Raw genomic sequence first — 22,555 nt, forward strand, 5'->3', positions numbered from 1 at the left:
AGAAAATACCGATATTTAGTTGAGTCATGTCTGGTTAACATCCCGTTAAGGAATGATCTAACAAACTATAATTAAATGATTTTGCGCGTTATTTTATCTGACTTTTCCCTTGTCAGAATGACATCTGCTCGCCAAAATTGACTTGTATTGATGGATTCACCGGGAGTAATTCGTTAACGTGAAGGCAGTTTTTTGGCTGGATTGAGCAAAGCATGAGCACTTATATTGTCATTCTGGCTGTCATGCTCGCCTGTTCCTTATTAGCAGGTATCGGCTATTGGTTCGCTATGCGGCATCGTCCGCCGTTGGCGAAACCACTGCCGTTTATCAGTCCGCCTAATCGCAAGCTCACCGACGAAGAACGCGCTGCCGTTGAAAAGTACATCGCGCTACTGGTTAAACAGCAGCAACACAGCAGCGCGCGATCCGCAAAGAAGCCGCGCGAACCTCAAGCGCTGACGCTCACCGCGCAAAGCAACAATGTTTATCCTGTCACCCGCTCCATCACCCGCTATGGCCTCTCCACCGACGATCCGCAGAAGTGGCGCTACTATCTCGATGAAGTCGAAGTTCATCTTCCGCCGCTTTGGGAACAGTACATAGCCGAAGAGAACCACGTAGAGCTGATCCGCACGCAAACGCTGCCGCTGGTGATTTCGCTTAACGGACATTCGCTGGTGAATTACGCGGTGGAACAACCGGCGCTGCCGCCACTGGTGCGGCCGATTTCCACTAACGCGTCAATTCGTAAAGAAGAGAGCGAGAATGTTGAGCTGCTGCAGGTACGCAAAGAGACCTCAGAAGAGTATCAGCTGTCTCGCGCCGACGGCACGCGTGAAGCGGTCGCCATCTGTTTCGCTTTCCTGCTGTTCTTCCTGAGTCTGGTGCTGCCCGGCAGCCTGATGGGCTGGATTGCGCTGCTCGGCTGCCTGATGATCGCCGTTAGCCTGTGGTTCCTCTATCGCTTCCCTGGCGCCAAAGGTTTGCGCGATGTGCATTGCCTGCGCGGTGCGCCCAAGCGCTGGGGCCTGTTTGGTGAATCCAATCAGGAGCAGAGCAACATCTCGCTGGGCATTATTGATTTAATCTATCCCGCGCACTGGCAGCCGTATGTAGCGCACGATTTAGGCCAAACCACCGACGTCGATATGTACCTCAATCGTCAGGTAGTGCGTCAGGGTCGCTTCCTGTCGCTGCAGGATGAAGTGCGTAACTTCCCGGTGCAGCGCTGGCGTAAAAATCTGGTACTGGCGTGCGGCTCGCTGCTGGTGCTGGTCATGCTATTCACCTGGATTCCTCTCAGCATGCCGATCAAACTCAGCCTTGCGTGGGTGAAAGGCACCGAGAGCATTGAAGTGAATAGCGTGGATAAGCTGAATGCGCTGCCGCTACACATCGGCGACATTTTGAAAGTGGGTGGCACCGGCATGTGTTCGGTACCGGGCAATTATCAAAGCAATCGCAGCTACGCCTACATGCCGTTCGACTGCTCGGCGATTTACTGGAATAACGCCGCGCCGCTGCCACAGCCGCAATCGGAGATCATCGATAAAGCCTCGGCGCTGCTCGATACCACCACGCGCCAGCTGCATCCGGAAACCAATACCGATCCCAAACTCAATCCGCAGCTCGCCTCGGCGATTCAGAAATCGGGCATGATTCTGCTGGATGACTTCTCGGATCTGGTGCTGAAAACCCAGGATCTGTGCAGCCAGCAGCAGGATTGCGTACGCCTGAAAAATGCGCTGGTGAATCTCGGCAACGCCAAAGATTGGGATTCACTGATTCACCGTGCGGATTCTGGCAAGCTGAATGGCATGAACGTGCTGCTGCGTCCGGTGAGTGCCGAAGCGCTGGAAAATCTGGTGAACACCGCCACCTCCAGCTTCTTCGCGCGTGAAACGCGTCGTGCGGCTGAAAACCTTAATAGTCCACCGCCGGGTGGCTTCCTGATTGTCAGTGATGAAGGTCGTCAGATGGTGATGCAGCCGCAGCCGTCGGTACCGCTGTTCGATCTTGATGCACCTTCGCAATGGCGCGAACTGCAACGCATGTCCGGCATGCTGCTGCATACGCCATTCGCCGCCAGCGGCATCATCACCAGTATTACCACCGATGCCAACGGCACACGCCATATCGCGCTGCATAACGAGCCGGATGCCATGGCGCAATGGCGCTATTTGGGTACTACGCTGTTGATGCTGGTGCTGATTGCCAGCGCGGTGATCAACGGCTTGCTGGCGCTGCGTCGTATTCATCGCAATCGCCTGCGCATGGCGGAAATTCAGCAGTATTACGATAAGTGCTTCAACCACAATCTGAACACTATGCAGAGCGTGCGCTCGCTGTTCTGAGCCCTCTCCTTCTGTGCTACCCTGTCGCCCACTTTTTTGCGGCGAGAAAGACAATGCAGGTTACGCTTAACTGGTCAGAGATTGATACCGTGCTGCTGGATATGGACGGCACCTTGCTCGATCTCGCCTTTGATCGCCACTTCTGGCTGGAACACGTTCCGGAAACCCTGAGCCGCGAACGCGCCATCACGCTGGGCGAAGCGCATCAGCTGATTGAGCAGAAATACCAGGCCGTGGTGCATACGCTAAACTGGTATTGTCTCGATTACTGGTCGCAGGAACTGGCGCTGGATATTCGCGCCATGACGTGGGAGAAGCGCCACCGCGCGGCAATGCGTGAAGATACGCTGCCGCTATTGCAGGCGCTGCGTGCCGCAGGTAAGCGCACGATTCTGTTGACCAATGCGCATCCTTACAATCTGGATGTGAAACTGGAGCAGACCGGATTAGCTGCCCACCTTGATTTATTACTTTCCACCCATACCTTTGGATATCCGAAAGAGGATCCGCGTCTCTGGCAAGCCGTTCAGCAACACACTGCGTTTGACAGCGCGCGCACGCTATTCATTGATGACAGCGAAGCGATTCTGGATGCAGCAACACGCTGGGGCATCCGCTGGTGCTTAGGCGTCAGCAATCCGGATTCCGGTCGGCCCGATCAATCTTTCCAGCGTCATCCGGCGGTACGCGATTATCGCCAATTGTGTGAGACGCTGCGTTAAAGCAGGAGCCGCAATACCATGAAAGAGAAAGTGAGCGAAGGCGTGCGCCTCGACAAATGGCTGTGGGCCGCGCGCTTCTACAAAACGCGTGCGCTGGCACGCGAAATGGTCGAAGGCGGCAAAGTGCATTACAACGGTCAGCGCAGCAAGCCGAGCAAACTGGTGGAGCTAAATGCTGAATTGACGCTGCGTCAGGGCAACGATGAGCGCACCGTGGTGATCACCGCCGTGACCGATCAGCGTCGTCCGGCCAGCGAAGCCCAGGCGCTGTATGCCGAAACCGCCGCCAGCATCGATAAGCGCGAGAAAACCGCGCTGGCACGCAAGATGAATGCCTTGACCATGCCGCACCCCGATCGCCGCCCGGATAAGAAAGAGCGCCGCGATCTGATGAAATTTAAATTGTCGGGTGATAAATAACGCGCCCCCAACGAGAGAAACACTATGTCTGCAAACGATCAACTGCACCGTTACCTGTTCGAAAACGTCGCCGTGCGCGGCGAGCTGGTCAATGTGAGCGAAACCTGGCGTGAAATCGTCGAAAATCACCACTACGTTGAGCCGGTAAAAACCTTGCTGGGCGAGCTGCTGGTAGCCACCAGCCTGCTAACGGCAACGCTGAAGTTTGACGGTGATATCACGGTGCAGTTACAGGGCGACGGTCCGCTGACGCTGGCGGTGATCAACGGTAACAACCGTCAGGAGTTGCGTGGCGTGGCGCGCGTGCAAGAAGACGCGGAGATCGCACCCGGCAGCAGCCTGAAAGAGATGGTCGGCAACGGCTATCTGGTGATCACCATTTCGCCAGAGAAAGGCGAGCGCTATCAGGGCGTGGTTGGCCTGGAAGCAGATACGCTGGCGGGTTGTCTGGAAGATTACTTCATGCGTTCTGAGCAGTTGCCAACGCGCCTGTTTATCCGCACCAGCGACAAAGGCGCAGCCGGCATTCTGCTGCAGGTGCTGCCAGCGCAAGAGCCGAGCCTGGATGATTTCAATCACCTCGCCACGCTGACCGAAACCGTGAAGAGCGAAGAGCTGATTGAGCTGCCCGCCACCGACGTGCTGTGGCGCCTGTATCATCAGGAAGAAGCCACCGTGTTCGATCCGTCGCCAGTCAGCTTCAAGTGCACCTGTTCACGCGAGCGCTGCGGTGAAGTGCTGAGCACGCTGCCGGTTGAGGAAGTGGACGAAATCCTCGCAGAGGATGGCGAAATCGATATGAATTGCGACTATTGCGGATCGCATTACGTGTTCGATGCAGTGGATATTGCCGCCATTCGTAACGCGCCAACCAACAACAGCGATCACGTGCATTAATTACCTGCCGGGCGGTTCATCCGCCCGCATTCCTGCTGAACGTATCCCTATCATTTATCACGGTTATTAGCTAAATAACGCTGACTTTAGTTTCATAAGTGGCAGATTTCTCTACTTGTCACGTTCCAGCTCGCATTTCTGACTATCTTCTCTTTTCCGCTGTGCTCAGAAGAGTACACTGCGCGCGATCTGCCCTGCGTGGCTATGCAGGCAGGCGGCAGAATCACCCATAAAAAATATGCAGTAACAGATACCGATTAAAGGAGCAGTCACATGCGCGTTAACGGCCTGACATCGCAAGACCTCGCCTCTATGGGCATCAGCGGCACCACCGAAGTGGTGTACAACCCTGATTTCGACACCCTGTTTCAGGAAGAAACTCGCCCAGAGCTGGAAGGTTATGCGCGAGGCATTCTGACGCAGAGCGGTGCTATTGCCGTGGATACCGGCATCTTCACGGGTCGCTCGCCAAAAGATAAGTACATCGTTCGGGATGACACCACGCGCGACACGCTGTGGTGGAACGATGTCGGCAACGGTAAAAATGATAACCAGCCGCTGTCACAAGAAACCTGGCAGGCGTTGAAAGATCGCTGCACCCAGCAGCTTTCCGGCAAACGCCTGTTTGTGATTGATGCGTTCTGCGGTGCCAATCCTGACACGCGCCTCAGCGTGCGCTTCGTGATGGAAGTGGCCTGGCAGGCGCACTTCGTCAAAAACATGTTTATCCGTCCGAGCGAAGCCGAACTGGCTGACTTTAAACCGGATTTCGTGGTGATGAATGCCGCGCAGTGCACCAATCCAGACTGGCAGGCGCAAGGTCTGCACTCCGAGAACTTCGTCGCCTTCAACCTGACCGAGCGCATGCAGCTGATTGGCGGCACCTGGTACGGCGGCGAGATGAAGAAAGGGCTGTTCGCCATCATGAACTACCTGCTGCCGCTGAAAGGCATCGCTTCAATGCACTGTTCGGCTAATGTCGGCAAAGCGGGCGATGTGGCGGTGTTCTTCGGCCTGTCCGGCACCGGTAAAACCACATTGTCCACCGATCCGGATCGCCAGCTGATTGGCGATGACGAACACGGCTGGGATGACGACGGCGTGTTCAATTTTGAAGGCGGCTGCTACGCCAAAACCATCAATCTGTCTGAGCAGGCGGAGCCGGAGATCTACCGTGCGATTCGCCGCAATGCGCTGCTGGAAAATGTGGTGGTGCGCGCCGATGGCAGCGTGGATTACGCCGACGGCAGCAAGACCGAGAACACCCGCGTCTCTTATCCGATCGAGCATATCGAGAACATCGTGCAGCCGGTGTCGAAAGCGGGCCATGCGAAGCGGGTGATTTTCCTTACCGCCGATGCCTTTGGCGTGCTGCCGCCGGTTTCACGCTTGACACCGGAACAGACGCAATACCATTTCCTGTCTGGCTTTACCGCCAAACTGGCCGGCACCGAGCGCGGCGTCACGCAGCCAACGCCCACCTTCTCTGCCTGCTTTGGCGCGGCGTTCCTGACGCTGCACCCAACGCAATATTCCGACGTGCTGGTGAAGCGCATGGAAGCGGCAGGTGCGCAGGCGTATCTGGTGAATACCGGCTGGAACGGCAGCGGCAAGCGCATTTCGTTGAAAGACACGCGCGCCATCATCAACGCGATTCTGGCCGGTGAGCTGGATGAGGTTGAGACTGACACCTTGCCGGTGTTCAACCTGCAGATGCCTAAAGTTCTGCCACAGGTGGATAGCGCGATTCTCGATCCGCGCCGCAGCTGGCCGACAGAAGCGGCCTGGCAGCAAGCCGCGCAGGATCTGGCGCAGCGCTTTATTACTAACTTTGAGAAATATACCGATAACGATGCGGGTAAAGCGCTAGTGCAGGCGGGTCCGCAGTTGTGATGTGAAAACCCGGTGGGCATGAATGCCCGCCGGGTATCACGCACTGTGATTGATACTCGCCACCGCCGTAGCGCTGCTGCCTTCCGGAATCGGCAACCAGGCACGAATCCGCAATCCGCCCCGGTCGCTGTCACCAATCTCCAGCGAGCCTTCATGCGCATCGATAATACGCTGCACAATCGCCAAACCGAGACCGGTGCCGCTGGTACTGCGCGCGCTGTCGCCGCGCACAAACGGCTGGAACAGATGCTGTAGCTGATCCGGCTTGATACCCGGACCATCATCTTCCACCTGGAACCACGCGCGGTTCAGCTCCTTGCCGCTGCTGACCTTAATCCATCCATTGCCATAACGCGCCGCGTTGACCACCAGATTCGCCAGCGCGCGCTTGATGGACAGCGGGTTGATATCCAGCATCAAATCCTCGGACATCACCGCGTTCTCAATCTCGCGCTCGTAGCCGCTCTCTGCCGCCACCACTTCGCCCAGCACGCTGTTGAGGTCGGCACGCTCGGTCTGCATCTCCTGACCGGTACGCAGATAGTCGATGAACTGCTCGATAATCGCGTTGCACTCTTCGATATCTTTGTTGATCGACTCCGCCAGATAACCATCCTGCTCGCCCATCATCTCAGTAGCGAGACGAATGCGCGTCAGCGGCGTACGCAAATCGTGGCTGACACCCGCCATTAACAAGGTACGATCGTCGGCCAACTGCTTCACACCGGCCGCCATTTGGTTAAACGCCCGCGTCACCGAACGCACTTCCGACGCGCCGTATTCACGCAGCGGCGGTGGAATGATGCCTTTACCGACCTGCAACGCCGCATGCTCCAGATCCACCAGGGGTCGGTTCTGGATGCGGATAAACAGCCAGGCGCCGCCAATCGCCAGCAGCATAATCGCCAGCGTGTAGCGGAACAGCGGTGAGAAGTCGCCCTGATGGATTTCGGTGAGCGGCACGCGCACCCAGATATCCGGCGACAGCCAGGTTTTCAGCCACACCACCGGCGAGTTTTTATTCACCTCGACACGGACATCGGTAGGACCGCCCAGCTGCTGGCCCATCTGCTCACTGAGGAATTCGTAATGTTGCGCCCAGCGCAAACCGCTCTCTTCCGCCGCCGCGTTGGTATACAACGAGATGCCCAGCTCACGATAAATTTCGCGTCGGAAGGCCGGTGGCACTTCCAACTGCGTTCCGTCTTCCAGCTGCAGCCGATCGGTCATCAACATACGCACTTCGTACGCGAGGACCTTATTGAACTGCTGCAAGCTGGGAAGAATGGCGAAATTGAGCACCACCAAATAGGTTGTTACCAGGCTGACGAACAGCAAGGTAACAATCAATAACAAGGTGCGGGCAAACGAACTGCGGGGTGAGAAGCGCAATCGCCTCATGCTTTGCTGCCGTCCGGAACGAATACGTAGCCAAGACCCCAAACGGTCTGAATGTAACGTGGATGCGCCGGATCTTCTTCCACCATGCGGCGCAGACGCGAGATCTGCACGTCGATGGAGCGTTCCATAGCGCTGTATTCACGGCCACGCGCCAGGTTCATCAGCTTATCGCGTGACAGCGGCTCACGCGGATGGCTCACCAGCGCTTTCAGCACGGCAAACTCACCGCTGGTCAGCGGCATTGGCTCATCTTCACGGAACATCTCGCGGGTGCCGAGGTTCAGCTTAAACTTACCGAAGGCGATAACCGCTTCTTCCTGCGAAGGCGCGCCCGGCAACTCATTGGCCTGACGACGCAGTACGGCACGAATACGCGCCAGCAGTTCGCGCGGGTTAAACGGTTTTGGAATGTAGTCATCCGCACCGATTTCCAGACCGACGATACGATCCACTTCTTCGCCTTTCGCGGTGACCATGATGATCGGCATCGGGTTGCTTTGACTGCGTAAACGGCGGCAGATAGACAAACCATCTTCGCCCGGCAGCATCAAGTCAAGCACCATCAAGTGGAAGGATTCGCGGGTTAACAGTCGGTCCATTTGCTCGGCGTTGGCAACGCTACGCACCTGAAAGCCCTGCTCGGTGAGATAGCGCTCCAGCAACGCACGCAAACGCATATCATCATCGACGACCAGAATTTTGTAGTTCTCTTGCATGTTCAACTCCCAAAGGCGCCATTGCCTGAGCCAATATTGTTAAAAAAAGAGGCCTCAGTGTGACAGTCATTAATGGTTTATATTCTAGCCGAAATTGTTACAAAGCATATTAAACAGCAGCTTATATTTATTTTTGACCCTGAAATGCGCTTCGCTTCGCGTTTTTTATCTGTGCTTTCAAGCCGCTTAGCGCTTATCTGAAAATTTGGCGCATTTTCTTTCTGTTACTGGTTCATGACAAAAAATCCCGCCGCCTGAGAGGCGTTCAGGGCGATTTGACTTAAGGTGATGGTGAAGAATAGGCCTGAGTTGCAGTGATGGCAGCATAAAATAGGGCATTTCTCTTGCGGAATGCGCATCTGTTTTCGGAACAATTCCCGAGCGATGAAAAACAAGGCCAGTGTTAAATTAATTCCTACAAATCAATCAGTAATCTCCTCTTTCCTCGCTTCTCTCGATCTCCGACACTGGATTCGTACCTGTTGTTATTGAGTTCATGTGGAGAGAGAAAAATGAAAAAAACGGTAATTCTGCTGGGCGCACTGGTACTGACCAGCTTCACTCAGGTTCAGGCGGCCACCAGCGCGGGCGAAGCGGCTGGCGCGCAGGCATCCACGACGGCGAAGGGTAACTCTGACGCGATCGGTGTTGGCGCTGTAGGCGCGCTGCTCGGCGTGGCGCTGGCGACCATGGGCGGCGGCGACAAAGGTGGCAGCGGTACCTCAACCACCACCGCGACCCAAGCCGGTAAATAACGCATCACGGCCGTTCCGTTAATCTCTACCATTTAATACCGCACATTTCGTAGCGGCGCGATTTATCGCGCAATCAATTGCGCCGCGACGATGTGTGCGTTTTGCGAAAGAGTGTTGAGTACTACACCAACGGCGATTGCGCTTTTTTAAGGCGTCTCTTTCACATAATCGATGCTGTTCACAAACCACAGCTTCTGCCCTTCCGGCGTGTTGACCACCACTTCGTCATCCACTTCTTTCTTGATCAGCGCGCGCGCCATCGGCGAGTCGATCGAGATGTACTCTTTCATCGTCTCGCCATAAATTTCATCCGGGCCAACAATGCGGAAACGCTTCACATCGCCCTGCTCATTCTCCACTTGCACCCAGGCACCGAAAAACACTTTGCCCTCCTGCTGCGGCGCGTAATCGACGATTTTCAGATCGGCGAGGCATTTGCGCAGATAGCGCACCCGGCGATCGATCTGGCGCAGCAGACGCTTGTTGTAGGTGTAATCCGCGTTTTCCGAACGATCGCCGAGGCTGGCCGCCCAGGAGACGATTTTGGTGACTTCCGGACGCTTTTCATTCCACAAATGGTCGTGTTCGGCACGCAGCTTGTTATAGCCTTCGCGGGTAATCAGTTGGGTTTTCATGACTTCAACTCGTGGTGACGGCGGTTCTTCGCAGCAAAGAGGCTAACAATAAGCGACCGATTGACCATCAGCAAGATTGCGCGCGCTGCATTCAGAAAAAGACGGATTCACGGGCCACCGGCTGGCAATTTTCGGCCTCATTCCGTATAACTGTCCGCTATTTCCAACCCTGTGTAAGCATTGTTAATGATGATGAAAGATTCACTGAGCCAGATTATCGCAGGTGAGCTGAAGGCACGCGCCGACCAGGTTGATGCTGCCGTTCGCTTACTTGATGAAGGGAACACCGTGCCGTTTATCGCACGTTATCGTAAGGAAGTGACCGGCGGACTCGACGACACCCAGCTGCGTTTGCTGGAGAGCCGTCTGAGTTACCTGCGCGAGCTGGACGATCGTCGCCAGTCGATTCTGAAATCCATCGACGAACAGGGCAAACTCACGCCTGAACTCGCCACCGCCATCAACAGCACGCTGAACAAAACCGAGCTGGAAGACCTTTACCTGCCGTACAAACAGAAGCGTCGCACGCGCGGACAGATCGCTATTGAAGCCGGTCTGGAACCGCTGGCCGATACGCTGTGGCAGGACCCATCGCAGGATCCCGAGCAACTGGCCGCCAGCTACGTTGATGCCGACAAAGGTGTCGCCGACGTGCGCGCTGCGCTGGATGGCGCGCGCTACATCCTGATGGAGCGCTTTGCCGAAGACGCGACGCTGCTGGCGAAAGTGCGTGAATATCTGTGGAAGAACGCGCATGTGGTTTCGCGCGTGGTGGAAGGTAAAGAGGAAGAAGGCGCAAAATTCCGCGACTACTTCGATCACCACGAAGCGCTGAGCGGCGTACCGTCGCACCGTGCGCTGGCGATGTTCCGCGGCCGCAATGAAGGCGTGCTGCAGCTGTCGCTGAATGCCGATCCGCAGTTCGATGAAGCCCCGCGTGAAAGCTATGGCGAAACGCTGATCGCCGAACACCTCAAGCTGCGCCTGAATAACGCGCCAGCGGATAGCTGGCGTAAAGCGGTGGTGAGCTGGACCTGGCGCATCAAAGTGCTGCTGCACCTCGAAACTGAATTGATGGGCACCCTTCGTGAACGCGCCGAAGATGAAGCCATCAACGTATTTGCCCGTAACCTGCACGATCTGCTGATGGCCGCGCCTGCGGGCATGCGCGCCACCATGGGCCTCGATCCAGGCTTGCGTACCGGCGTGAAAGTTGCGGTGGTAGATGCCACCGGCAAGCTGGTCGCGACCGATACCATTTATCCGCACACCGGCCAGGCGGCGAAAGCGGCCACGGCTGTGGCGGCGCTGTGCGCCAAACATCAGGTTGAACTGGTGGCGATTGGTAACGGTACCGCCTCGCGCGAAACCGAGCGCTTCTTCCTCGACGTGCAGAAGCAGTTCCCGCAAATCAACGCGCAGAAAGTGATCGTCAGCGAAGCCGGTGCATCGGTCTATTCCGCCTCTGAGCTGGCGGCGCTGGAGTTCCCGGATCTCGACGTTTCCATCCGTGGCGCGGTTTCCATCGCGCGTCGCCTGCAGGACCCGCTCGCCGAGCTAGTGAAGATCGATCCGAAATCGATCGGCGTAGGCCAATATCAGCACGACGTCAGCCAAAGCCAGCTGGCGAAGAAGCTGGATGCGGTAGTGGAAGACTGCGTAAACGCCGTGGGTGTCGATCTCAACACCGCGTCTGTGGCGCTACTGACCCGCGTGGCCGGTTTAACCCGCATGATGGCGCAGAATATTGTTAGCTGGCGCGATGAAAATGGCCGCTTCCAGAATCGTCAGCAACTGCTAAAGGTGAGCCGCCTCGGGCCGAAAGCCTTTGAGCAGTGCGCGGGCTTCCTGCGCATCAACCACGGCGATAACCCGCTGGATGCCTCAACTGTGCACCCGGAAGCCTATCCGCTGGTCGAGCGCATTCTGGCCGCCACCGAGCAGGCGCTGAATGAGCTAATGGGCAATGCTGGCGGTCTGCGCGATCTGAATGCCCGCGACTTTACCGATGAGCGCTTTGGCTTGCCAACGGTCACAGACATCATCAAAGAGCTGGAAAAACCGGGCCGCGATCCACGTCCGGAGTTTAAAACCGCGCAATTTGCTGAAGGCGTGGAAACGCTCAACGATCTGCTGCCGGGCATGGTGCTGGAAGGCGCCGTCACCAACGTCACCAACTTCGGTGCTTTCGTCGATATCGGCGTGCATCAGGATGGTTTGGTGCACATCTCTTCCCTTTCCGACAAGTTCGTTGAAGATCCCCATCAGGTGGTGAAAGCCGGCGATATCGTCAAAGTGAAGGTAATGGAAGTGGATATGCAGCGTAAGCGTATTGCGCTCACCATGCGTCTGGACGAGCAGCCTGGTGAAAGCCATGCCCGCGGCAGCAACCGCAGCGCAGGCAAAGAAAACGCCCGCCCGGCGGCCAATAACAAAGGTCGCGGCAAACCTGCCAGCTCGTCTGCCGGCAACAGCGCGATGGGCGATGCGCTCGCCGCGGCATTCGGTAAAAAACGCTAAGTTCCTGCCGTAAATAACGCGCGGAGAAACCCTCGTCTCTGCGCGTATCAGCTTGATAAATCTCCTCATCCAACTACGCTGAAAAAATAACCTTCCGCGTGGCCCAGCGATCCATGGATATTATCAACGCCTTAATCGATGAGATTTATCACGGCAGCTTTCCGGTCGCGGCGCGTGAACGCCTGCTTTCACACATTCGTGCCGCGCGCGATACGGCAAAACTGCCGCGCAAGGCGCACTGGGATGAGAAAGATGTGGTGCTGATTACCTATGCCGATCAATTCCGCGAACCTGAACAGCCAACCCTTGCCAGCTTCTCGCGTTTTTATCAGCAGCATCTGCAATCCACTTTCAGTCTGGTGCATCTGTTGCCGTTCTTTCCCTACTCTTCCGACGATGGCTTCTCGGTTATCGACTATCACCAGGTCAATCCGATTTGCGGCGACTGGCAGCACATCAGCGCGCTGCACAGCGAAACGCGGCTGATGTTTGATTTTGTCTGCAACCACATGTCGGCGCACAGCCGCTGGTTTCAACACTTTCTGGCGCAGGATCCGGGTTGGAATGATTTCTTTATCAGCATGCCGCCGGCGACCGATCTCAGCGCGGTGACGCGTCCACGCACCTCGCCGCTGCTCACGCCGTTTGCGATGGCCGACGGCGAGACGCGCTATATCTGGACCACCTTCAGCGCCGACCAGATCGACCTCAACTTTGGCAATCCGGAAGTGCTGATTCGCATGGTCGATGTGCTGCTCGACTACCTGAACAAAGGCGCGGATTATGTGCGGCTCGACGCGGTGGGCTACATGTGGAAAACGCCGGGCACCAACTGCATTCACCTGCCGAAAACGCATCAGCTGGTGAAGCTGTTTCGCGCCATTGCCAATGAAGTGGCGCCCGGCACGGTGATCGTCACCGAAACCAACGTGCCGCACAAAGACAACATCAGCTATTTCGGTAACGGCAAAGATGAAGCGCAAATGGTGTACCAGTTTTCGCTGCCGCCGCTGGTGCTGCACGCCATTCATTCGGGATCGGCGCGTGCGCTGCGTCAATGGGCCAGCACGCTGGATTTAGGCGGTGGCACCACCACTTTCTTTAACTTTCTTGCCTCGCACGACGGCATTGGACTCAATCCGGCGCGCGGCATTTTGTCGGAAGTGGAGATTGTGGCGCTGGTGCGTGATTTAGCACTGGAAGGCGCGCTGGTCTCCTACAAGAACAATGCCGATGGCACCACCAGCCCTTACGAAATCAATGTCACCTATTTCGATGCGCTCAATCAGCAGGACGATGACGATGACACGCGTTTGCGCCGCTTCCTGCTGGCACACGCGATTCTGCTGTCATTTCCTGGCGTACCGGCGATTTACATTCAAAGTATTCTTGGCTCGCGCAACGACAATGAAGGCGTGCGCGCCGCCGGTCATAACCGTGCCATCAACCGGGAGAAGTACAGCCTGCGTGAAATGGAACAGTGGATCAGCGGCGGCAACCCGCTGCGCCAACAGGTGTATGAACGCCTGAGCGCGCTGATTCAACTGCGCACGCGGCAGCCCGCGTTTCATCCCGATAATCCGATGACGCTGCTGGAAAGCGAAAATAGCCTGCTGGTGTTGCGTCGCCATCAGCCGGATAGCGATGAGGGGTTGCTGTGTGTGTTTAATCTCAGCCGTCATGAGGTGACGACACAGTTACCGCTGGCGCGGCATATGCAGGATGTGATTAGCGGGGAGAAGCTGGATGGCAGCCAGCCCTTAACGCTGGCTGCGTGGCAGTTTATGTGGCTGCGGTAAACGTCATGATCAGCTGCGTAAATTCATCGGGGTGAGAAATGAAAGGCGCATGCGCGGCTTTCTCCATCACCACCGAGGATGAAGCTGGCCAGCGTGAATCCAGTTCTTCTGCGATGCGACGCGGCACCAGCCCATCGAGATAGCCGTAAATGCGCAGGAACGGCAGCGGTAGATCGTCGAGCGCGGCACGCAAATCGTCCTGACGCAAAATCTCTAATCCCCCTTCCAGCACCGCAACCGACGGCATCGGCTGTGATAACACCACCTCTTTCAACTGACGCGCATCCTGTCGCGCGTTCTCCGTGCCCATGGTTTGCAGCGCCAGAAAGCGCTCAACGGTGCGCTGGAAATCCGTGCTCAACTGCTGCTGAAAATTTTGCAGCGTTTCGGGCTTGATGCCGGGCCATACATCACGCGCGGTAAAACACGGCGATGAGGCAACAGTGATCAGCGCTGCAACGCGCTCCGGCTGGGTTAACGCCAGCTGGCTGGCCACCAATCCACCCAGCGACCAGCCGAGCAGCACCGCGCGGTCGGGTAACTGCGGCAACAGCTGTTGCGCCATTTCCGCTAAGGTCAGCGGCGCAAAACCCTGGCTGCGGCCAAAGCCCGGCAGATCCACCAGATGCAGGCGAAAATGCGAGCTGAGTCGCGGAACGATGTTTTGCCACACTTCGGCGTTCAAACCCCAGCCGTGCAGCAGCACAAGATCGCGATCGCCCGTGCCTGTGGTGTGCCAGTAAAGCGAACTCATCGGTTACACTCCGGAAAAGTGATAAGGAGGTCGCTATGCTACCAATCCCGGCCCTGTGTTGGCTATGCCGCCTGCCGTTGCAGATTGCCAGCCACGGTTTGTGCAGCCGCTGCGTGCAGCAAATTCCGCGGCTACCGGCACTCTGTCCCTGCTGCGGTTTACCGGCCAGTGGAATGCAGCCCTGCGGGCGCTGCCTGCGCCGCCCGCCGCCGTGGCAGAGTCTGAGCTGCGTCAGCGATTACCTGCCGCCGCTGAGCGATTGGGTGCAGCAGCTGAAGTTTTCTCGCGTAACCGCACTCAGAGTGATGCTGGCGCGGCTGATTTTGTTAAAATTGTTAACAATGCGTCGTGATTACCGGCTGCCGCGTGTAGATTTGGTGCTGAGCGTACCGCTGCATCGTCGGCGCGCCTGGCAACGCGGCTACAATCAGGCGGCGCTGCTAGCAAAACCGCTGGCTCGCTGGCTGGGCTGTGAATATCGCGAAGCGGTAAAGCGGGTGCGACAGGGCGCAGTTCAGCATTCATTGAGCGCCAGCGCGCGCAAAAAGAACCTGCGCGGCGCGTTTCGCCTTGAAATGCCGGTGCGCGGACGCCATATCCTGCTTATCGACGATGTTGTGACGACCGGAAGTACCGTGGCGGAAATTAGCCGCATCCTGCTGGCGCAAGGCGCGGCCAGCGTACACATTGGTTGCCTGTGCCGTACCTTGTAGAGCGTCGGTGTTGGGCGTATTATAACCAAGTAATCTAGTCAACTATTGAGCAATCGCCATGATCGTTATTACTGATGCTGCGCAAGAGCACTTCTCAAAATTGCTGTCCAAACAAGAAGATGGCACTCAGATTCGCGTATTCGTCATTAATCCGGGTACGCCAACCGCAGAATGCGGTGTTTCTTACTGCCCACCCGATGCAGTAGAAGCGACTGATACCGAATTTAAGTTCGAAAAACTGTCAGCCTTTGTTGATGAGCTGAGCGCACCGTACCTCGATGACGCGGAAATCGACTTTGTTACCGACAACCTCGGTTCGCAGCTGACGCTGAAAGCGCCTAACGCCAAAATGCGGAAAGTCTCTGACGATGCGCCAATGGTGGAACGCGTGGAATATCTGCTGCAAGCGCAGATTAACCCGCAGCTGGCTGGTCACGGCGGTCGCGTATCGCTGATGGAAATCACCGATGACGGCATCGCCATTCTGCAATTCGGCGGCGGCTGTAACGGTTGTTCGATGATCGACGTCACGCTGAAAGATGGCATCGAGAAAGAGCTGCTGGCAGCCTTCCCTGAGCTGAAAGGCGTGCGCGATTTGACCGAGCACCAGCGCGGCGAGCACTCGTACTACTGATTAAGCACGCGGCAGCGACCCGACGCTGCCGCGCGTTCTTCAACGCTTCCTGCGCCCGGTATTCACCGCATTCAATAAGCCCGGCACGTTTCCTCTAAAAATCTTTTCGATTGTGACGCTTAACTTGCGCCGCCAGTTTGGATATTCATCTACCGTACCCGGCACGTTGACCGGTGAAGTCATAGCAAGCCAGTCTTCAGGTTGCAGCCCCAGCAATGCGCTGTTAGTGCGCGCCAGATAGCGGTGGAAGCCGCGATTGAGCATCGGTGTGAAGGACAATCGGCTGGCAACGGTACCGTGGCGCGCAGGCAATGTATTCATCTGATGCAGCGCATCCAATAGCGCCTGTTTTTGTTTATCCCTTTGCCTTAGCAATGACATGTACACGCTCTCCTGGTACAAGCCCAGTTTGTGACCCAGAAAAAGATCCTCATATCTCCAGAATCCCGCCAACGTCGGCAAATCATGGGTACTGGCGCTGGCAATCGACTGCACGGGATACTCTTGCGGCTGACGATAGCTGCCATCGCCGTGCTGCTCGAAGAACAACACTTTCCACGAGAAAATGCCGCTTTTGCGCAGCAGGCTGACGATCTCTTTTGGCACCGTGCCGAGATCTTCGCCAATGACCATGCAGCGATGGCGCTGACTCTCCAGCGCAAGGATCGCTAGCAGATCCTCAACCGGATAGGCCACGTAAGCGCCTTTATCCGCGCTTTCGCCGTAGGGAATCCACCACAAGCGCAGCAGCGCCATCACGTGATCGATACGCAAAGCGCCGCAGTCACGCATATTGGCGCGCAGCAAGTCGATAAAAGGCTGATAGCCGCGCGCGCGCATCACATGTGGATCGAGCGGCGGCAAACACCAGTTTTGCCCCTGTGGACCGAGGCGATCCGGCGGCGCACCGACGGAAGCGCCGAGTTTATACAGTTCCGGATCCTGCCAGGTTTCGGCGCTGCCTTGCGCCACGCCGACCGCTAAGTCGCGATATAATCCCACTTCCATGCCAAGCTGCTGGCTAATTTGACAGCAGATGGCAAACTGCTCTTGCGCCACCCACTGCAACCAACTCCAGAACTGAATCTCCTCTTCGTGTTCCGCACACCATTGCTGCACCTCCGGCAGCAAAGCGTTGCGCCAGCCTTCCGGCCAGTTGGTCCAACCCCATTCATCAGGATGCTGCTGGCTGCGTTCGGCGAGAATGCCATCAAACGCCGCCTGATAACGCAGATGGTCGCCGCCCTCAACGATAAATTGCTGAAATCCGGCATCTTCAGCGGCGCGCGGCTGGAAGCGCTGCCAGGCAAAGCGCAGCGCGGCCAATTTCAGTTTGGCCACCGCGCTGTAATCGACAAACTCAGCCGCGCGCGCCTGATCCAGCGCTTTGCGTGTTTTCGCCCTTTGCCACCAACGCTGCGCTGCCTCGCTACGCTGAAAATCCTCCAGCCGATTAACGTCGATATACAGCACGTTGAGCCAGCGACGCGAGGTTGGGCTGTAAGGACTGGCATGTTCTGGCTGTGCAGGATAAAGCGCATGCAAAGGATTAAGGCCAACGAAGTCACCGCCATTATTGGCAACGTTCTCCAGCATTTGCGCCAAATCGCCGAAGTCACCGATGCCCCAATTGTCATCCGATCGCAGCGTGTAAAGCTGTACTAACGCGCCCCACAGTTTCTCGCCTTGCTCGACTGATGCCGGGATAAAACAGCGGCGTGGCGCAATGATGATGCGCGTTTGCCACTGCTGGCGACCTTTGCGCAGCGTGAGCTGGTGATAACCTTGTGACAGACGTGGCGGCAGTGTGAGCGGTTCTCCGCCCTGCACTTCGCCGCTGAAGCTTTTGCCCTGTTCGGTTTGTAGCTGCCAGGAAAAGGCGCCGCTGCCTTGTGGCGTCAGTTGGCGCTTGCTGCGAGCGGCAAATACCTGCACCGGCGGCAGCGGTGGCGCTTTACCGGTTGGCGTTTCCATGACTGCCAGCAACGCGCGTTTGGTCTCATCGCTGATGGTTTCCGGCTCGCCGTGCGCGTTAATAAAGCGCAGCGAAATGCCGGCATCCTGTGTCGCCTGGTCCAGCTTGTTGAGCGTCATCGTGTCTCCAAAATCATCAATCGTGTCTTTATCGGGCCGCCTGCCAAATCCGCTGCTGATAATCGCGAATTGAACGGTCAGAGCTGAAGCGGCCGGTGTGAGCGGTATTGAGGATCGCTGCGCGCGTCCAGGCATCCGGGTTTTTCCACAACGCTTCCACCCGCTGCTGCGCGGCGATGTAGGCATCAAAGTCGGCCAGCACCAGCCAGGGATCGCCATTTTTGGTCAGGCTTTGCAACATCAAATCAAACGCATGCTTATCGCCGTCGCTGAACTTGCCCTTCTCCAGCTCCTTCAGCAAACCATCCAGATAAGGATTCTGTTTACGCAGCTTTTTCGGGCTGTAGCCGCCCGCCTTCAGCGCTTTCACCTCGTCCACGCTGTTGCCGAAGATAAAGATATGCTTCGCGCCCACCGCTTCAGCAATCTCCACATTGGCGCCGTCCAGCGTGCCAATGGTGAGTGCGCCGTTCAGCGCCAGCTTCATATTGCCGGTGCCGGAAGCCTCATAACCGGCGGTGGAAATCTGCTCGGAGAGATCGGCGGCCGGAATCATCAGCTCTGCGGCGGTGATGCGGTAATCCGGGATAAACACCACTTTGAGGCGATCACCGACGAGTGGATCGTTGTTGATCACCTCCGCCACTTTGTTGATGGCATAGATGATATTTTTGGCGAGGTAGTAGCCGGGCGCGGCTTTGGCGCCAAACAGGAACACGCGCGGCACGAAGTCGGGGTTATCCGGGTTGTCGCGCAGCTGGCGATAGCAGTGCAGCATATGCAGCAAACTGAGGTGCTGACGTTTGTACTCATGCAGTCGCTTAATCTGCACGTCAAACAGCGCATCCGGATTGATATCAATGCCGGTCACGCGCTTGACGTAGAGCGTCAGCCGCTGTTTGTTTTGCTGCTTGATGTCGCGAAACTGCTGACGAAACGCCTTCTTGCGGGCGAAAGGTGCCAGCCACGCCAGCGCATCGAGATCGTTGGCCCACTCAACCTGCAGGCTGTCATCGATCAGCGTCGCCAGCAGCGGATTACACTGTTTCAACCAGCGGCGCGGCGTGATGCCGTTGGTCACGTTATGGAATTTGTTTGGCCACAGCAGGTGATATTCCGGGAACAGATCTTTCACCACCAGCTCGGAGTGCAGCGCCGCCACGCCGTTGACGGCGAAACAGCTCACCACGCACAAATTCGCCATGCGCACCTGACCATCAGCCACCACCGCCAGCTTGTGCCAGATCGCTTTATCGTCTGGCCACCGTTGCTTCACTATCTTTTTCAGGCGGCGATTAATCTCACGGATGATCAACATATGGCGCGGCAGCAGGTCGCGCACCAGCTTCTCATCCCAGCGCTCCAGCGCTTCCGGCATCAGCGTGTGATTGGTATACGCAAAAGTGCGGCTGGTGATATGCCACGCATCGTCCCAACTCAGTTGATGCTCATCCAGCAGCACGCGCAGCATCTCCGGGATGGCGATGGTGGGATGCGTGTCGTTAAGCTGGATCACTTCGAAATCAGGCAAAGTGCGAATGGCGCGCCCGGCGAGATGATGACGCCGCAGAATATCGCCCACCGCGCAGGCGCACTGGAAATACTGCTGCATCAGGCGCAGCCGCTTACCTTCGGCATGATTATCATTGGGATAGAGCACTTTGGTCAGCTTGTCGGCTGCAATGCCTTGCTGCTCAGCCTGCAGGAACTGGCCGTTGTTGAACGCGGTGAGATCGAACGGCTGCGCGCTGCTGGCTTTCCACAGGCGTAGCGGCAGCGTGATACCGTTGCGATAGCCCACCACCGGCAAATCCCAGGCTTCGCCTTTGAGGTGAATTTTAGGTCGCCAGCTGAGGCTGCCATCGTGGTTCTCTTTGACCTTGCCGCCGAGGCCTACCTGCACATCCAGCGCGGCGTTGTAGCGGAACCACGGATAGCGATCGCGCTGCCAGTCATCCGGCGCTTCCTGCTGCTGTCCGTCGGCAAACGTCTGACGAAACAGGCCGTATTGATAGTTGAGGCCGTGGCCCATCGCAGCCTGGCCGACGGTCGCCATCGAATCCATATAGCAGGCGGCCAAACGCCCCAATCCGCCGTTACCGAGTGCCGGATCCACCTCCTCTTCCAGCAGTTCGCTCAGCTCAACCTGATGTTCCGCCAGCGCGGCTTGCACTTCGTTATACCAGCCAAGATTGAGCAAATTGTTGCCGGTCAAACGCCCCAGCAGAAACTCCATCGACAGATAGTTGACGTGGCGCTGCCCGTGTTTGGCTGGCACAGGTGGCTGCGTCGCCAGCATTTCTGCCAGCACGCGGCTCAGCGCTTGCCACCATTGCTGCGGTGTCATTTGCTGGGCGGAAGTGAGTCCGAGATGCTGCCATTGGCGGGTGAGCGCGGCGTCGAAACGTGTTTTATTGAATTTTTGCTGCGACATATCAATCCCTTCGAGTCCGTTAACGGTAAAGCCGGGCGAGCGCAAGAGGTGAATGGATAAGTAAAGCTGGGGGCGCAGAAAAAAGCGACAGGGAAATGCAGGTGCGGTGAAAAAAATCGGTGCTGATTTTTGTAGCGGCGCGATTTATCGCGCAATAAATTGCGCCGCTACGGCATTAGCAAAGTTCGAGGTGAACTTCGTGCTGTTCAATCACTTTCAGCACGCTGGCCGGCGGGCTTTGATCGGTATACATGTAATCAATCAGGCTCATATTGCCGAGGTTGACCATCGCATTACGGCCAAACTTCGAGTGATCCACCACCAGCATCACGCAGCGCGAGTTTTCGATGATGGCGCGTTTGGTGCGCACTTCGTGATAATCGAACTCCAGCAGCGAACCATCCATATCAATGCCGCTGATGCCGAGAATGCCGTAATCGAGGCGAAACTGCGAAATGAAGTCCAGCGTCGCTTCGCCCATGATGCCGCCATCACGCGTGCGCACTTCGCCGCCGGCGATAATCACGCGGAAATCAGGTTTCGCCATCAGCAGAATCGCCACGTTGAGGTTGTTGGTGACGACGCGCAGATTGTTGTGATTGAGCAGCGCATGCGCCACCGCTTCCGGCGTGGTGCCGATATCAATAAACAGCGTGGCGCCATCAGGGATCTGGCTCGCCACGCGCTCGGCGATGCGCGCTTTCTCCGCCGACCACATCATTTTACGATCCTGCCATGCGGTATTTTCTGAGCTGGACGGCAGCGCCGCCCCGCCGTGATGGCGCATGATCTTGTTCTGATCGGCCAGGTCGTTCAGGTCACGCCGAATGGTTTGCGGGCTGACTTCAAAGTGATCCACCAGCTCTTCGGTACTGACATATCCCTGACGCCGGACCAGATCGATAATGGCGTCATGACGTTGCGTCTGCTTCACATCTCTCTCCTCGGCTCGTGGCCGCTTCTTTTATTGGTGCTGCTAACGACGCGTAATCTTACGCGTATCAACAAATGCCATCGCTAAACCCACCAGTAAGCCGGTGACGTGCGCGGCGTTGGCGATCGACAGACCAAATGCGCCGTACCAGCCAATCACCAACCATACGACCGCGAAGCCAATCAGGCCGCGCTCGAGATAAATACCACTTTCGGGATCGCGCTCGCCGCGCAGCCAGCAGTAACCCATCAACGCGTAAACCACGCCCGACAAACCACCAAACAGCACGCCGCTGAACTTGGCCTGCATCCAGCCGGTTAGCAGCGCCGAGATCAGCATAATCACAAACAGCTTGCCGCTGCCGAGACGCTTCTCGACCGCACCGCCGAGATACCACCACCACATCAGGTTGAACAGGATATGCAGCAGCGAGAAGTGCAGCAGCGCATGGCTAAACCAGCGCCACACCTGGAAATATTGCGAGGAATCCGCCGGCCAAGCCAGCCACTCCAGCGCCACATCATCACCGACGATCTGCATCAGGATAAACACCGCGATGCAGGCGATCATGATGGCCATGGTGAGCGGACCTGCGCGTTCGCGAATGCTCGCCCAGATATTAGTGCGCTCGTAGCGCAAGCCACTTTCGGTGTTGCCGCTATGCCAGCTGGCCGCCTGATAGCGCGGATGGTTGGGATCGCGCACGAACTGCGCGAGTTCGTTTTCGACCCTCTCCAGCTTGCTTTCGTCATCCAACATAATGACAAAGTGGCTTTCGCGCTCAATGCGTAGCGTCACGCCGCGAGTCGCCATGTAGTCGACAAACGCCTGCGCCATGCGCGGATTATTGAACTGGGTAATGCGCATCATGCGGTGATCT

The 22,555-nt window shown here is 56.9% G+C and carries 18 protein-coding genes; 10 read left to right on the top strand and 8 right to left on the bottom strand.

The window, feature by feature from the left end:
- Positions 1 to 212 precede the first annotated feature (212 nt).
- From AAF463_RS18030 to pckA, 5 genes are all read left to right on the top strand, one after another.
- Positions 213 to 2,354 carry an intracellular growth attenuator family protein gene (locus AAF463_RS18030; protein ID WP_350261225.1) on the top strand — a complete coding sequence of 714 codons (2,142 nt, stop codon included), beginning with the start codon at positions 213 to 215 and terminating at the stop codon, positions 2,352 to 2,354.
- A gap of 53 nt (positions 2,355 to 2,407) precedes the next feature.
- Positions 2,408 to 3,076, top strand: a complete 669-nt coding sequence (gene yrfG, locus AAF463_RS18035) for a GMP/IMP nucleotidase (protein WP_101762676.1) — start codon at positions 2,408 to 2,410, stop codon at positions 3,074 to 3,076.
- Between the two features lie 18 nt (positions 3,077 to 3,094).
- A complete protein-coding gene (gene hslR / locus AAF463_RS18040; protein WP_101762677.1) occupies positions 3,095 to 3,496 on the top strand; it encodes a ribosome-associated heat shock protein Hsp15 in 402 nt (133 codons plus the stop codon).
- Between the two features lie 24 nt (positions 3,497 to 3,520).
- Entirely contained in the window at positions 3,521 to 4,393 is an 873-nt protein-coding gene (gene hslO, locus AAF463_RS18045; protein WP_192414824.1) for an Hsp33 family molecular chaperone HslO, read from the top strand.
- 273 nt (positions 4,394 to 4,666) lie between these two features.
- Positions 4,667 to 6,286, top strand: coding sequence for a phosphoenolpyruvate carboxykinase (ATP) (gene pckA / locus AAF463_RS18050; protein WP_101762679.1), 1,620 nt, complete (start codon positions 4,667 to 4,669; stop codon positions 6,284 to 6,286).
- Positions 6,287 to 6,322: 36 nt separating this feature from the next.
- On the opposite strand, the gene envZ is transcribed toward pckA, so the two are convergent.
- Positions 6,323 to 7,687, bottom strand: coding sequence for a two-component system sensor histidine kinase EnvZ (gene envZ / locus AAF463_RS18055; protein ID WP_101762680.1), 1,365 nt, complete (start codon positions 7,685 to 7,687; stop codon positions 6,323 to 6,325).
- Entirely contained in the window at positions 7,684 to 8,403 is a 720-nt protein-coding gene (gene ompR / locus AAF463_RS18060; RefSeq protein ID WP_001157751.1) for a two-component system response regulator OmpR, read from the bottom strand. Before ompR ends, envZ begins: the two co-directional genes overlap by 4 nt.
- Positions 8,404 to 8,915: 512 nt before the next feature.
- On the opposite strand from ompR, the gene yjbE reads away from it, so the two are divergent.
- The gene (gene yjbE / locus AAF463_RS18065) at positions 8,916 to 9,158 is read left to right on the top strand and encodes an exopolysaccharide production protein YjbE (protein WP_101762681.1); all 243 of its coding nucleotides are present in this window, start codon (positions 8,916 to 8,918) and stop codon (positions 9,156 to 9,158) included.
- 146 nt (positions 9,159 to 9,304) lie between these two features.
- Here the strand turns inward: yjbE and greB are convergent, their stop codons facing one another.
- Positions 9,305 to 9,793, bottom strand: a complete 489-nt coding sequence (greB, locus tag AAF463_RS18070; protein ID WP_101762682.1) for a transcription elongation factor GreB — start codon at positions 9,791 to 9,793, stop codon at positions 9,305 to 9,307.
- A gap of 189 nt (positions 9,794 to 9,982) precedes the next feature.
- Between greB and AAF463_RS18075 the strand changes: the two genes are divergently transcribed.
- Together AAF463_RS18075 and AAF463_RS18080 are read left to right on the top strand one after the other, a co-directional pair.
- Complete coding sequence (locus AAF463_RS18075) at positions 9,983 to 12,313, top strand: Tex family protein (protein WP_350262013.1); 2,331 nt, start codon at positions 9,983 to 9,985, stop codon at positions 12,311 to 12,313.
- Positions 12,314 to 12,426: 113 nt separating this feature from the next.
- A complete protein-coding gene (locus AAF463_RS18080) occupies positions 12,427 to 14,112 on the top strand; it encodes an alpha-amylase family glycosyl hydrolase (RefSeq protein WP_350261226.1) in 1,686 nt (561 codons plus the stop codon).
- On the opposite strand, the gene bioH is transcribed toward AAF463_RS18080, so the two are convergent.
- Positions 14,096 to 14,866, bottom strand: coding sequence for a pimeloyl-ACP methyl ester esterase BioH (gene bioH / locus AAF463_RS18085; protein WP_350261227.1), 771 nt, complete (start codon positions 14,864 to 14,866; stop codon positions 14,096 to 14,098). The two genes, AAF463_RS18080 and bioH, sit on opposite strands and share 17 nt — an antisense overlap.
- Positions 14,867 to 14,901: 35 nt before the next feature.
- Here bioH and gntX point away from each other — a divergent pair, with 35 nt between their 5' ends.
- Positions 14,902 to 15,579 carry a DNA utilization protein GntX gene (gene gntX, locus AAF463_RS18090; RefSeq protein WP_101762685.1) on the top strand — a complete coding sequence of 226 codons (678 nt, stop codon included), beginning with the start codon at positions 14,902 to 14,904 and terminating at the stop codon, positions 15,577 to 15,579.
- A gap of 58 nt (positions 15,580 to 15,637) precedes the next feature.
- Positions 15,638 to 16,213: a Fe-S biogenesis protein NfuA gene (gene nfuA, locus AAF463_RS18095; RefSeq protein ID WP_064741235.1), complete on the top strand. Its 576-nt coding sequence runs from the start codon at positions 15,638 to 15,640 to the stop codon at positions 16,211 to 16,213.
- A 39-nt stretch (positions 16,214 to 16,252) separates the two neighbouring features.
- On the opposite strand, the gene malQ is transcribed toward nfuA, so the two are convergent.
- The 4 genes from malQ to glpG form a co-directional block, all read right to left on the bottom strand.
- On the bottom strand, positions 16,253 to 18,307 hold the full coding sequence (gene malQ / locus AAF463_RS18100; RefSeq protein WP_350261228.1) for a 4-alpha-glucanotransferase: 2,055 nt from the start codon (positions 18,305 to 18,307) through the stop codon (positions 16,253 to 16,255).
- A gap of 28 nt (positions 18,308 to 18,335) precedes the next feature.
- Positions 18,336 to 20,741, bottom strand: coding sequence for a maltodextrin phosphorylase (malP, locus tag AAF463_RS18105; protein ID WP_350261229.1), 2,406 nt, complete (start codon positions 20,739 to 20,741; stop codon positions 18,336 to 18,338).
- 175 nt (positions 20,742 to 20,916) lie between these two features.
- Positions 20,917 to 21,675: a DeoR/GlpR family transcriptional regulator gene (locus AAF463_RS18110; RefSeq protein ID WP_008107931.1), complete on the bottom strand. Its 759-nt coding sequence runs from the start codon at positions 21,673 to 21,675 to the stop codon at positions 20,917 to 20,919.
- 42 nt (positions 21,676 to 21,717) lie between these two features.
- Entirely contained in the window at positions 21,718 to 22,542 is an 825-nt protein-coding gene (gene glpG, locus AAF463_RS18115) for a rhomboid family intramembrane serine protease GlpG (protein ID WP_101762788.1), read from the bottom strand.
- Positions 22,543 to 22,555: the final 13 nt, after the last annotated feature.

Origin of the sequence: Pantoea sp. BJ2 (assembly GCF_040255075.1) — a bacterium.
GTDB lineage: Bacteria > Pseudomonadota > Gammaproteobacteria > Enterobacterales > Enterobacteriaceae > Pantoea > Pantoea leporis.